Here is a 13,764-nt window from a genome sequence, read left to right as displayed (position 1 = left end):
AAACTGTTTGCAATTCATATGCGAAATACTTTCCTATAGCCATGGTTTGAACCTATAGCTGAAACATACGAGTAATTGCACTTGATATTGTTTAAATGTTAAAAAATGTTAAAGGAATAGTAATTATATAATTAATTGAAACAAGTGTCGTTTTAATTGCAAATACTTTTCATAAAATAGGTTAATATATGGCTAACGAAAGCTCAGAGTTCCCCACTCTGGGCTTTTTATTTTCATCTATAGCCAAGAAATAAGTGTTGTTTTCAAGGGGCGGAATTCTATAAGCATAAAAAAGCCCTACGATTATGTAAGGCTTTTTTATTTTTAAGTCTATATTTTTTAAGCCACTTCCCTTAAATCTACAGCAACAACACGTGAGACTCCTTGTTCTACCATGGTCACACCATAGATAATGTCGGTGCTTGCGATCGTTTTCTTGTTGTGTGATACAACGATAAACTGAGAGTTTTTGGAGAAATCACGAATGATATTATTGAATTTGTCAATATTGGTATCATCCAAAGGCGCATCTACCTCATCGAAAATACAGAAAGGTGCTGGTTTTGAAAGATACAGTGAAAATAACAATGCTGTTGAAGTCAAGGTTTTCTCACCTCCCGAAAGCTGATTGATTGATAACGGACGTTTTCCTTTTGGCTGAGCAATGATATCTATATCCGAATCTAATGGATTGCTTGGATCAGTCAGGACGAGGTCACAGCTGTCCTCTTCATTAAATAATGAACGGAACACTTTAATGAAATTGTCCCTTACAGCATTGAAGGTGAACATAAATTGCACTTTAGCGGTATCGTCGATTTCTTTAATTGTGGCCATTAAAGAGCCTTTGGCTTCGATCAGATCTGCTTTTTCCTTATTGATAAAATCATAGCGCTCATTCATCTCATCAAAGGCTTCTTTCGCCATTAAATTAATCGTTCCAAATTCATCGAGCTGCTTTTTGAGTTTGCTGCATTTTGTCGCTAACGTAGATTGATCTTCCGCAATTTCTGGTACCTCTTCGCGCTCAATCAGATCTTTAAGTTCGATATTAAATTCTACAGACAGGCGTTCTTTAAGCGCATTGAGGTCTATTTGTAAGGCCGTTTTCTTGTCCTTAATTTCACTGACAAGAAAATCACTCTGTTCTTTGGAACGACGTTGTTGTGTGAGCGAATCCTCCAGATTATTGATCTGTTGTTTGTCTGCGTAGTATCTTTCTTCCAGCTCCTTTAGACCATCTTCCAATGCAATCTTTTGCTCATACATCGCTATAAGGTCCGCATCTTCTTCGTCCTCAAAAGGAATTGTCGTTCGCAACGCTTCCTGTACTTCAACAAGTTCAACACTATTTCGCTCAATACGGATTTCATGATCATCTTTTTGAGTCTCCCGGAATTCAAGATCCTTGCTGATGTTGGAGACTTTATTTAGTTGTTGATGATAACTAATGTTTTCCTGATTATAGGCGATGGATTTTTCATTCAAAATCTCCGAAATTTCATGGAACTGATCCTGTAATTCCGATAGCTCCGCCACACTCTGATCTTTTTGTATACGCAATTCCTGCAGCTGAGGTTCGGCAAGGGTAAGATCGGTTTCGATACCTGCAATTTTTTCCTGGATATCTCTTTTACGTAGCTGCGAGTTGCTGATGAAAGACTGGTATTGCTCCTGTTTCGTTTTTACCGTGATCAGCTCATTGTTAAGTCTATTGAGTTGAAAACGGAGTTCATCAATGCGTTCTTTTTGTGAATTGCTGCGTAAAGCCTCCACACGCGCTGTTTCGGCTGTTATCTTGTCTTCAAGTTTTGCAATCTCTTGGTTGAGCGTTTTAATTTCCTGGGCGAGAACCTCGAGGTTTTTCGCTCTGCCGATGCGCTTTCCTTCAAATAATCCGACAGATCCACCCGAAAGTCCCAAATGATGTTTGGCATAGCGACCATTCTTTTGTAGAATCACTCGACCTGTTTCAGGTAGCGCTTGTTCCAGTTCCTTTTCACCTTCCTGCTTTAATATATAGACATGCTGAAGGAGTAGGGTACAGAGGGCTTTATATTTTTCATCCACCGTGATCACATCCAGTGCAGACATGAGATTATTATTTGGAGGGATGGGCGAAGTAACCGCGGTATCAATTGCTTCCAATACGAAGAAATGAGCTCGACCTTTTGCGGCATCACTCAGTAGCTGGATGGCTTGAACAGCATCTTGTTGTGTTTCGACAACATAATGGTTCATGATCGGTTCCAAGTAATTTTCAATAGCAACGCGATAATCTTCCTGACAGAAGAGTACATCCGAGAACAGCGGCGGTTGCTTTTTCCAGCCTGCATTTTTCTTTAAAAATCGGATGGAATCCGGGAACCCTTCCAAGTTGTCAATAAGTGATTTTGTCAGGTTATATTCATTTTGTTTGGCATCAACTAACCTGAGGTCTTTCGCAAGCTGTGCTTTAAACTCCTCCAGATTTGTCTGGCATTGAAGAATTTGCGCCTGTAACTCTTCTTCAAGTGCATTGGCCGATTCATACTGTGCTTGTTGGGCCTCAACACGGCCTTCCAATTCAGCTGCAGCATTGTCAAATTGTACTAGCTCGGTTTCCTTTGCTTCGGTATCCGCGCTGTTGCGCACAGCTTCCTGAAGAAGGGCTTCTTTTTGAATATTAAAAACAGCTAGGTCTTTCTCCAGTTTATAAATTTTGGATTGAAGTTCAGCGTTACTTTTGTTGAAGATATCCAATTTACCTTTGGCAGACTGCTGCTGGCCGCGTAAAGCTTCCACTTCAGATTTATTGGACTCCAGGTTGTCTTTTAATGAATCAAGTTTATTCTGTTCATCAAACAACTCCTCGTTTAACCTTTTAATCGTATAGAGAACGTGATTAAGTTGTTGTTTGTCGCTATTGATGTCTAGATTTAATCTGTTTTCTTTGTCCTGAAGATTTTTTACTTTCTCATTTTTTATCTTTTTTTCGGATTCATAGCCACGGATTTTGTTCACAAATTCCTGTGTTGCCTTTTGCTGTACGGAAAGGTTTTTCTCCTGTTCCAAATTTACCTGACGCAACGACTGCAATTGCGTTTCTGCGTTCAGGATCAATTCCTGAGAATTTGCGGCGTCTTTCTGAACTTTAGACTCCTGTGTTTGAAGCCGGTCAAGCTCTGTCGAAAAATCAGCAATTCTATAATAAGCGAGATCAATGCTGCTTTGACGGTATTCTTGCTTGAGCAGGGTATATTTCTCTGCTTTTTTTGCTTGATTTTCTAACGATTTAAGATTTTTTGTGATTTCATAGAGTAGATCGTCCACGCGGCTGAGATCAGCTTCTGTATCTCTCAATTTTGTTAGTGTCTGTTTTTTACGCACTTTATATTTTGAGATTCCGGAGGCTTCCTCAAAAAGATTTCTACGCGAATTGTCCTTGTTGTTGATGATTTCATCAATCATTTTCAATTCGATGATGGAATAGCTATCCGCACCAACTCCCGTGTCCAAAAATAAATCCGTAATATCTTTTAAACGGCATTTTACGTCATTCAAACGGTATTCGCTATCGCCATTGCGGAATAATTTACGGGTGACCGTGACGGTCGAAAATTCCGTTGGGAGGATATTATTATTGTTATTGAAGGTTAAGGAAACTTCGGCAAGATTGGCTGGTTTTCTATTTTTCGTTCCGTTAAAAATAATATTCTCCATTTTATCAGAACGTAGCATCTTTGTACTTTGTTCACCAAGTACCCAGCGTATTGCGTCCACTACATTGGACTTTCCACATCCGTTTGGTCCAACAATAGCGGTCACACCATCGTTAAAGTTGATCGTGATTTTGTCTCCGAAACTTTTAAATCCCTTTATTTCTAGTTTGGTTAACTGCATTTATACCAAATTTGTTTGTCGTTATAAGCTTGCGAAAATAGTAAATTAAACTAAAACTTTTTTCTTTCTTTACTCACATTTTCCGGTTTCAGGATCACAGGAAGGTCCATCTTCGCCTCTTTGTTGCAGCGGGGTGACTTGGTTAGCCAAACATTCTTGAATCGTGTTGTGAAAAACCTCCATGGGTTGTGCGCCGGGAATCGCGTATTTACGGTCAAACACAAAGAAAGGTACGCCGCGGAGACCAAGGTTGACTCCTTCTTGAATGTCCTGACTAACATCGTAAGCATAATTGTCGGAGGCCAGAAGTTCCCGGACACCCTGCTCGGGCAGGCCCGCAAGTCCGGCCAGCTCAATAAGGGTAGGGTTATCGTTGACATCCAGACCATCGGTAAAATGTGCTTTAAATAATGCTTTTTTTAATGTTGTTCCCTTACCATGTGCCTGTGCAAAATGGAGAAGGCGATGTGCCTTTTTGGTATTTACAACGATTGCTTGATCGAAGTTTAACGCAATACCCAGTTCTTTCCCCTGCGCACTGAGCTGCCCTGTCATTGCCACGATATCGTCCATGCTCATTCCCTTTGTCCGGACAAGATAATCGCATGTTGGCATGCCTTCGGCATCTTCCGGAAACTCAGGGTTGAGCTGATAGGATTTCCAAATCATCTCTGTCTGAACCTCAGGCGCGGCTTCCTGTAGTGCCAGCTCCAGCTTTGTCAGACCAATATAACAAAATGGACAAATGATGTCCGACCAAATTTCTATTTTCATAATTCTTAATTTACTCCGTATATTGTAATCAAAAATACATATTATAACGATGATTATCGGATTACATTGTTGGGTCAATGTCAACATCATTATAATGCAGGTTTAAGCATATGTCAGAGAAAGATTTTTTGAACCGAAAGGTAACACTCGTCCTGGGCGGTGGCGGAGCAAGAGGATTGGTGCATATCGGTGTTATCCGTAAATTGGAGGAAATGGGCTTTGAGATAGATGAGATCGTCGGTTGCTCTATCGGTGCGCTGGTGGGGGGGATCTATGCCCAGGGAAAGATGGATGTACTGGAAGACTGGATGCATAATCTCACAAAGAAATCGGTTTTCAATATGATGGACTTCAGTTGGAAGGGACTAGGGATGATGAAAGGGATCAAAGTTTTCAATGCGTTGAAATCGGTGATTCCCGATGCAAATATTGAAACTTTTCCTATTTTATTCAAGGCTGTCGCGACAGACCTAAACTATGAGGAAGAAGTTGTCCTGGATTTTGGGAGCATGTATGATGCGATCCGGGCCTCCATAGCCATACCAGCTGTATTTACTGCGGTCGAGGATGATACCCATGTCTATGTGGATGGCGGAGTGCTCAACCCTTTGCCGATTAACCATGTCACAAAAAAAGAGAATTTAATTATCGCGGTCAATCTGGAATCGAAGCCCGATAAACAATATTCCGTTATCAAAAAGCTGGACACAAAGACCTCAAATTCCCTGGATATTCTTCAGGCATCCTATTATGTCATGCGCCGAAAAATGAGCCGTATGATTATTGATCTCTACCGTCCGGATGTCGTTGTTGATATTCCTTATAATATCTGTAATTTGTGGGATTACCACCGTGCCGAATTTTTAGTTCAAAAGGGTAGGGAGTATATCGATAAGGCTCTTAAAAATAAAACCAAAATAAAGTAGTCATTGGCATTGCACTAGCTTAATTTTGGTCGATGTATATTTAAATCGCCGTCTTCTATTACATACGGCGATTTGTTATGCTATTAAAATATCAGGATTTTAAAATAGATTCGGATAATCACTGATTATTCCGTCCACCTTCAGTACTTTTAGTTGTTCTATCTCCGCTTTTGTATTTACCGTCCATGGAATAACTTTAACATTTGCTTTGTGGTATTGCTTGACAAAGTCGCGGTTTACCAACTTATACTGGGGGCTGATGATAAAAGGCGTAAAGCCTAACGCTGCGATTGTCTCCGTTGCATTTTTTGCATAATTGGCATCAATCAGATACGATACTTTTATTTGGGGGTAAGCTTTGTTTAGATACTTGACTGCTCGAATATCAAAGGACTGAATAACAGTGCGGGCAGCAATCTTTTTCTCAGTAATCACCTGTACCACTAAATCAACAAATTCTTCCACTCTAGGGTGATAGATACCATCCTTGTTCTCGCTACTTTTTACTTCGATGTTATAAAACAGGGGGGCCTTACTCTTTTGAAGGGCATAGGCTTCTGTACTATCAATGAGGTCAGCGAGTTTTGCAATGCGCGTCACCTGTTTTTTTTGTTCAGGAAATTCTTTGTAAAACTTCGAACCGATATCATACTTAAGGAGATCTTTATAGTTTATTGCAAAAATTTTCAAGGATTTGTCCTTCTCCGCGAGCTCACTGCCATCCGGTTTTAGGACAAATTTTGGATTGAGATAGTCGTCGTGAAAAACAACAACTTTACGGTCTTTGGTGATGTGGCAGTCCATTTCCAGTGTCGTCACTTGCGGTAAGTCAATGGCATTTTTCATTGCAGCAATGGACTCCTCGGGGTACAGACCTCGCCCTCCACGGTGGGCTTCCAAACTAAGTTTAGGAAAGCTGTTTTCTGTTTTTGCCGAATCTTTCATAACTGAACAAGATGCAAACGGTAATAATAGGCCCAAAAAGGCTATTCTAAGAAAAAATATTTTCATTTATTATTATATTTAAAACAAAATAAGGGTAAATTATCCCGTTTTGAATAGGCGAATATACATAACCTATTTTATTTTTGACAATTTTGAATCGTTGATTTCCTCTCTTTCGAAAGTGTTTTCGAAAGAGAATAAACTAAAATGAATCGTCGAAATTGTTGAAATGAAAAAACGAAGTTTTGAAGTTCTGTTAATATCATTTTTTAGAAGAAGTAAGACGCTTAGAGGACGATTGTAGCGTGACTGAAAATAGTACAATACACATATATATAAGGAGGAAATCTATTTTTTTTGTCTTTTTTGCAAGAAATTATTGTCATTCCTTTTAGAATTCCCTTTATTTGCACAAATCTCAAATTAGATGGCGAAAAATTTATTGATAGTTGAGTCTCCGGCGAAAGCAAAAACGATAGAAGGATATTTAGGAAGCGATTTTTTGGTAAAGTCGAGTTATGGGCATATCCGTGATTTGGTGAAAACCGATGATGCGATTAATACAGAGAAGAATTTTGAACAGAAGTATGAAGTTCCCTCTGATAAAAAAGCAGTCGTGAGTGAGCTGAAGAAATTAGCTAAGGCAGCGGAAACTGTTTGGCTTGCATCCGATGAGGACCGCGAGGGAGAAGCTATTTCCTGGCATTTATTTGAGACATTGGGATTGAAAGACGAAAGTACAAAACGTATTGTATTTCATGAGATCACCAAACCGGCGATATTGAAAGCCATCGACAATCCCCGTAAAATAGATTATAATCTTGTCAACGCACAACAGGCGAGACGAGTTTTAGATAGATTGGTGGGTTTTGAACTGTCCCCGGTTTTATGGAAAAAGGTGAAACCTTCTTTATCAGCAGGTCGTGTACAATCTGTTGCAGTTCGATTAATTGTAGACCGCGAACGTGAAATTAACAAGTTTGAACCGGAGGCGGCTTTTAAGATTGTTGCGTTTTTCCATACGGGCAAGATTAAAGATAGTTTTAAAGCCGAGCTTCCACAACGATTTGCGACGGAAGCAGAAGCGACACGATTTTTGGAAGATTGTAAAGCCGCTTTGTTTGCGGTTAAAAATCTGGAAACAAAACCGTCAAAACGTTCACCGGCTGCGCCATTTACCACATCAACCTTACAACAGGAAGCAAGTAGAAAACTTGGCTTCTCGGTCGCAAGGACGATGCAGGTTGCTCAACGTTTATATGAGTCGGGACGTATTACCTATATGCGTACAGATTCCGTCAATTTGAGTGATACGGCTATTGAAGCGGCAGAAAAAGAAATTAAATCGGCTTATGGCAATCAATACCATAAAGTAAGAAAATATAAAACAAAAACTTCGGGTGCGCAAGAGGCACACGAGGCTATACGTCCTACCTATTTTTCGGAACATACCATTGAAGGTGATTCGGCTGAAAAAAGGTTATATGAACTGATCTGGAAGAGAGCAATTGCCTCGCAGATGAGTGAAGCAGAATTTGAACGTACGCTGGCTAAGATTTCTATTTCTACACGTCCGGAAGATCTGAATGCTTCAGGAGAGGTGATGAAGTTTGATGGTTTTCTGAAAGTTTATATGGAATCCGTAGATGATGATCAGGAGACAACACTGGATGAAGATAGCGATAACGCCATCCTGCCACCATTGACGGTTGGATTACAGCTGACGTTGAAAAACATGTCAGCGACGGAGCGCTTTACAAGACCTCCGGCACGTTATACGGAAGCGGCATTAGTGAAAAAATTAGAGGAACTAGGTATCGGTAGACCGTCTACCTATGCGCCAACCATTTCTACAATTCAAAATCGTGGTTATGTTGTTAAAGAAGAACGGGAAGGAAGATCACGCGACTATCGGGTATTGACCCTCGAGAATGCCGAACTGAAAGCCGTTACAAAAACAGAAATTACAGGTGCCGAAAAAGGGAAAATGTTCCCCACTGATATCGGTATTGTCGTGAATGATTTCTTGGTGGAGCATTTCAATGGTATTGTAGATTTTCACTTTACGGCGAATGTCGAGAAAGAGTTTGACGATATTGCGCATGGATTGACCGAGTGGACAAAAATGCTGCACGATTTCTATGGCCCTTTTCACTCCGAAGTGGAGGATACGCTGGAAAATGCTGATCGTGCCAATAATGAACGTGAACTGGGTATAGATCCAGTTTCCGGAAAACCGGTTTCTGTGCGTATCGGAAAATTCGGCCCTCTGGTTCAGATCGGTTCGCCAGATGATGAGGAAAAACCTCGATTCGCATCGTTGCGCAAAGGACAGATGATTGAAACGATTACCTTTGAAGATGCCATGGAGCTATTTAAACTCCCCAAAAAAGTAGGTGTATTTGAAGATAAAGAGATGACAGTTGCTATCGGTCGATTTGGACCTTATATCCGTCATAATTCCGCTTTCTATTCTTTGCCAAAAGGCGTAGATCCCTTGGACGTTACCGAAGAGGAATGCATTCAGATTATTCAGGAGAAACGTCAGAAAGATATTGAAAAAGTGATCCGTGTTTTTGATGAAAATCCGGATGCACAGATCGAACAGGGCCGTTGGGGACCGTTCATCCGTTTTGGAAAGCAGAACTTGAAAATTCCGAAAGGGACAGAAATCGAAAAAATCAGCTATGAAGATGTGCTGAAGTGGGCGGAAGCGGATGCACCGAAAGGTAAAGCTGTTAAAGCAAAAACTGCCGAAAAGAAAACAGTTGCTAAAAAAGCGACAGCAAAGAAGACTCCAGCAAAGAAAACGACAAAGTCTAAATAAGGATGAAAGCAGATTTGCCAGAAAATATAGTAAAAGATATTATGATTGCCGTGGTTTTGGAAGGCGAGACCGTGGAGACAAAAAACTGGACAGTGTACGTTATTAACGATAAAAATATAGCGATACAGAATGTGCTGATCAGCTCAAAAGGTTACGGTGAAAAAGATGGTCGGCAAGTAACCACCACCACTTTGCGGCATTTCATCGGAAATATTGAAGCAAAATCCTTTGATCGGGTCGAGGCAATCGACGAGCAGGTATTTGGCCTGACCAATGAATATTGGTTGAGTTTTTATATTGACAATATTATTTACGATAAAAAATATATCTTTTTACCCGAAAGCATCGTCGATGGTAACCTGACTAAGGTTCCCTTGGTCAATAAACCCGGTGTCATCATAGGAGGAAACGAATAATGAGCACAAGACACAATTTTATCATTGCCATAGATGGTTTTTCTTCCTGTGGAAAGAGTACACTGGCGAAAGCTCTGGCTAAAAAATTAAAATTTGCCTTTATTGACAGTGGCGCGATGTATCGAGCAGTAACGCTCTATTTTATACGGCATCATATTGCTTTGGACGATCAGCAAGCGATTGATAGTGCCCTAAATGATATTCATATTGACTTTATTCCAAACGCTGTCAAAACGGAGATCCACCTGAACGATGAAGATATCTCGGAAGAGATCCGTCAGATGTATATTTCCGATAAGGTGAGCGAGGTCAGTGCGATTAAAGCGGTACGTACCGCCATGGTTGCGCAACAGCAAAAGCTGGGCAGCCGCCGAAATATCATTATGGACGGTCGTGACATTGGTACCACGGTTTTTCCGGATGCCGATCTCAAGATCTTTATGACAGCTGATCCTAAAGTTAGGGCCGCCAGAAGATACCTGGAATTAACGGAAAAAGGGGAGGATGTCACACTTGAAGAGGTGGTGGAAAATCTTGCCAATCGGGACCGAATTGATAGTACCCGTGCAGAGAGTCCTTTGCGGCAAGCCGAAGATGCCATCGTGCTGGATAACTCAAATTTGACTCCAGAACAACAGCTGCATTTTGTCGAAGAAGAATATCTGAAAGTCAAAGCAGCCAGGATACAAGTATAAATTAGTACAAAACAAAAGATGCCGATTTTTCAATCGGCATCTTTTGTATTTTGGCCCAGTTATTTAATACTATTGATTTGCTGTTGCTCCAGTAATTTGCCTACATTGTTTTTTTCTCCAAACTCTGCAGTCTGTTCTTGAAAAGATTCCAGTAGCGCTTTGATAGCCTCTGAATTATCCGCTGTACGTTGATAAATCTCAGGAATTGTCTTTTCAATATTCTTATCTCCAAGTTCGATGTTATCAACTTCGATTTTGCCTATTTTTTCTAAAACAGCTTGTTGACTGTTTCTGACATCTTCTAACTCTCTTGCTATTTTTTCCATCAATTGGAATTTCTTCAATTTATCCATATGCAATATCTTTAGTTATACTGTAATAAGAACAATGCCGCTCGAAACTTTGTTTTGTTTTTTTTCAAAACTAGAAAAAACAGGCTTTATAACTTGTTGTGGCGCAAAAAAAGCCAGCCCTTATTTTGGGCTGGCTGCAAGCAAAGCGTAACTTTGCTTTTTAATTTGTTCTTCCGGGATATATTTCTAGCGCTTTCTCCAGACAGGTCAATGCGTTTTTTAGATCATTCTGATTCAGTACATAAGCTAAGCGAACTTGATTTGTTCCGGCGCCTTCTGTACTGTAGAAACCAGTTGCTGGAGCCATCATGACCGTTTCATTATTGTAAGAAAACTCTTCCAACATCCATTGGCAGAATTTATCCGCGTTATCGATGGGGAGCTTGGCAACTACATAGAATGCACCGCCGGGATTAGGGGAGTAAACGCCTTCAATTGCATTTAATCCTCTGACTAGGGTGTCTCTTCTCGCTGTATATTCTTTGGATACTGCTTCAAAGTAGCTGTCAGGTGTATCTACAGCAGCTTCTCCGGCAATTTGGCCTTCCATGGACGGACTTAAGCGCGCTTGCGCAAATTTTAATGCGGTCTGATAAAGCGCTTTGTTTTTGGTAATGATACAACCAATACGAGCACCACATGCTGAATAACGTTTAGAAACGGTGTCAAAGATGACGACATTATTTTCAAGACCTTCTAGGTGCATAGGGGATATAAACTCCCTGCCATCGTAGCAGAATTCACGGTAGGCCTCATCCGAGAATAGATAAAGATCATATTTAAGGCAAAGTTCACGCAAAGCTTCCAGTTCTTCTCTCGAATAAAGGTAACCTGTCGGGTTGTTGGGATTACAGATGCAGATTGCTTTTGTTTTTTCCGTAATTACTTTTTCAAATTCAGCAATGGAAGGCAATGCAAATCCACTTTCGATGTAGGACATGATCGGTTTGATCACAATATCAGATGAGCAGGCAAAGCCGTTGTAATTCGCATAAAAAGGTTCCGGAATAATTACTTCTTCACCTTCATTCAGACATGCTTGCATGGTGATTGTGATTGCCTCAGAGCCACCATTGGTCACCAATATGTCCGTAGGTTCAATATTGTAATTTAGCTTGTTATAGTATTCGGCTAATTTTTTACGGTAGGAGGCCGTACCTTCAGAAGGTGTATAAGCCCAAACTTTGAAATCAATATTTTTCAATGCATTAAGCATAATTTCAGGTGTTTGGATATCAGGTTGCCCGATATTTAAATGGTATATTTTTTTACCATCTTTTTTTGCTTGATCAGCATAAGGCGTCAGTTTTCTGATTGGTGACGCAGGCATATTCAGCCCTTTTTCTGATATTACTGGCATTATAGTTTTTTTAAAATTAGTTGTGCAAAGCTAACCAAAATAAAACGAAAAAAGCCACATCAGGATGTGGCTTTTTTCGTTTTATCTGTCGGATTTTTATTCCACAATCCCTTTAATATAAAGTGTCTTTACAGGTGTTTTTGTATTTGATTGTACCGTAAAACTTTTGGTAAAAGGTGCTTTCGCCGCGGCGTTATAAGTAACCTTGATTGTTCCTGTTTCCCCCGGTTTGATAGGCGTTTTGGTAAATTCAGCCACCGAACAACCACAGGTAGGCACTACGTTCGAAATGATAATAGGCTCACTGCCTGTATTTGAAAATTTAAAATTATATGATACAGGTGTTCCGGCTGGAATTTTGCCGAAATCATGTGTTTCTTTTTCAAATTTAAATTCCCCTTGGCCAGCCTGCATAGACGATAAACCGATAAAGGAAATGATCACTGCTAAGATTGTTATATACTTTTTCATGCTTCTAAGATATTACTTTGTGATTAAAATAGTACAACTGATATGCCAAATGTAGTATTTATTGCTAATTTATTACTCATCTAACAACTTTATTACAGTTAGATTATACCTTCTTTGAGCAGGTCCTGTATATGAATGACACCATCATAGTTCCCCTGATCCGATACCAGCAGCTGCGTGATGTTGTTCTCTCGCATAATATGCAGTGCGTTGGCCGCAAGTTCGTTTTTGTCGATCACCTTTGGCGATTTGCCCATAATATCTGCAGCACTGATTGTTGTCAGATCAGTGTGTCTCTCGAGCATGCGGCGGATATCACCATCGGTAATAATACCCTGAATCTGTGTGTCTTTTAAGACAGCCACTGCTCCGAGCCTAAAGTGCGTGATCGTGATGATGATATCTCTGACATTAGCATTCAATTGCACGCTCGGTTTGCCGTTTTGATCAGATAAGTCAGCCACTTTTAAGTAGAGCTTTTTGCCCAGGGCACCACCGGGGTGGTACTTGGCAAAGTCCTGGTCCGTAAAATCCCGGCACTCCTGCAGGACAACCGCTAAGGCATCACCCATGGCCAACTGCGCTGTCGTACTTGACGTTGGCGCTAAGTTGTTTGGACAGGCTTCTTTCTCCACCGTGGTATTCAGGATATAATCCGCATTTTTGGCCAAGTAGGATGCTGTATTGCCAACCAAAGCAACCAGCGTATTTTTCGTTTGCTTCAGAAAAGGAACCAGCACCTTGATTTCTGGGGTATTGCCGCTTTTAGAGATGGCAATGATCAAATCATGCTGTTGAATAATACCTAAATCCCCATGGATGGCATCGGCTGCATGCATAAAGATGGACGGTGTTCCGGTGGAATTCAAAGTTGCAACAATCTTTTGTGCTATGATTGCACTTTTTCCGATGCCTGTGACGATTACCCGGCCCTGGAGGTGGAGGATTTTATTTATCACGGTAACAAAATCATCATCAATATATTGAGCCAGAGCAGCTACTGCTTTCGCTTCTTCCTGAATAGCCTCAATAGCTATATTTTTTATTTCGTAGTTGTTTTTCACAAAAAATACTCTTACTTTTATGTATTAGAATAGATTGCAAAAATAGATTAT

At 40.4% G+C, this 13,764-nt stretch carries 11 protein-coding genes; 4 read left to right on the top strand and 7 right to left on the bottom strand.

What is annotated here, in order from left to right; all coding sequences use genetic code 11:
* Positions 1–339: 339 nt before the first annotated feature.
* Positions 340–3,882: a chromosome segregation protein SMC gene (gene smc, locus B4G94_RS15420; protein ID WP_286859929.1), complete on the bottom strand. Its 3,543-nt coding sequence runs from the start codon at positions 3,880–3,882 to the stop codon at positions 340–342.
* 69 nt (positions 3,883–3,951) lie between these two features.
* Positions 3,952–4,656, bottom strand: a complete 705-nt coding sequence (locus tag B4G94_RS15415; protein WP_286859928.1) for a DsbA family oxidoreductase — start codon at positions 4,654–4,656, stop codon at positions 3,952–3,954.
* 110 nt (positions 4,657–4,766) lie between these two features.
* Between B4G94_RS15415 and B4G94_RS15410 the strand changes: the two genes are divergently transcribed.
* On the top strand, positions 4,767–5,582 hold the full coding sequence (locus tag B4G94_RS15410) for a patatin-like phospholipase family protein (RefSeq protein WP_108631955.1): 816 nt from the start codon (positions 4,767–4,769) through the stop codon (positions 5,580–5,582).
* Between the two features lie 99 nt (positions 5,583–5,681).
* On the opposite strand, the gene B4G94_RS15405 is transcribed toward B4G94_RS15410, so the two are convergent.
* Positions 5,682–6,593, bottom strand: a complete 912-nt coding sequence (locus B4G94_RS15405; protein WP_286859927.1) for a glycerophosphodiester phosphodiesterase family protein — start codon at positions 6,591–6,593, stop codon at positions 5,682–5,684.
* A gap of 361 nt (positions 6,594–6,954) precedes the next feature.
* Here B4G94_RS15405 and topA point away from each other — a divergent pair, with 361 nt between their 5' ends.
* From topA to cmk, 3 genes are read left to right on the top strand one after another with little or no spacing between them, the layout of a single operon-like run.
* Complete coding sequence (gene topA / locus B4G94_RS15400; protein ID WP_286859925.1) at positions 6,955–9,354, top strand: type I DNA topoisomerase; 2,400 nt, start codon at positions 6,955–6,957, stop codon at positions 9,352–9,354.
* Positions 9,355–9,356: 2 nt separating this feature from the next.
* On the top strand, positions 9,357–9,770 hold the full coding sequence (locus tag B4G94_RS15395; protein WP_104382157.1) for a hypothetical protein: 414 nt from the start codon (positions 9,357–9,359) through the stop codon (positions 9,768–9,770).
* Complete coding sequence (cmk, locus tag B4G94_RS15390) at positions 9,770–10,465, top strand: (d)CMP kinase (protein WP_108631952.1); 696 nt, start codon at positions 9,770–9,772, stop codon at positions 10,463–10,465. Before B4G94_RS15395 ends, cmk begins: the two co-directional genes overlap by 1 nt.
* Before the next feature lie 59 nt (positions 10,466–10,524).
* On the opposite strand, the gene B4G94_RS15385 is transcribed toward cmk, so the two are convergent.
* From B4G94_RS15385 to B4G94_RS15370, 4 genes are all read right to left on the bottom strand, one after another.
* Positions 10,525–10,818 (bottom strand): hypothetical protein, encoded by a 294-nt coding sequence (locus tag B4G94_RS15385; protein ID WP_108631951.1) that lies wholly within the window; start codon positions 10,816–10,818, stop codon positions 10,525–10,527.
* A gap of 160 nt (positions 10,819–10,978) precedes the next feature.
* Positions 10,979–12,178 (bottom strand): pyridoxal phosphate-dependent aminotransferase, encoded by a 1,200-nt coding sequence (locus B4G94_RS15380; RefSeq protein ID WP_286859922.1) that lies wholly within the window; start codon positions 12,176–12,178, stop codon positions 10,979–10,981.
* Positions 12,179–12,274: 96 nt separating this feature from the next.
* Positions 12,275–12,649, bottom strand: a complete 375-nt coding sequence (locus B4G94_RS15375; RefSeq protein WP_104382153.1) for a DUF1573 domain-containing protein — start codon at positions 12,647–12,649, stop codon at positions 12,275–12,277.
* A gap of 98 nt (positions 12,650–12,747) precedes the next feature.
* Entirely contained in the window at positions 12,748–13,713 is a 966-nt protein-coding gene (locus B4G94_RS15370) for a KpsF/GutQ family sugar-phosphate isomerase (RefSeq protein ID WP_286859920.1), read from the bottom strand.
* Positions 13,714–13,764 lie beyond the last annotated feature (51 nt).

Origin of the sequence: Sphingobacterium sp. UBA7625 (assembly GCF_002484085.1) — a bacterium.
GTDB classification, from domain to species: domain Bacteria; phylum Bacteroidota; class Bacteroidia; order Sphingobacteriales; family Sphingobacteriaceae; genus Sphingobacterium; species Sphingobacterium athyrii.
This window is presented reverse-complemented; position numbering and strand designations above follow the sequence as displayed.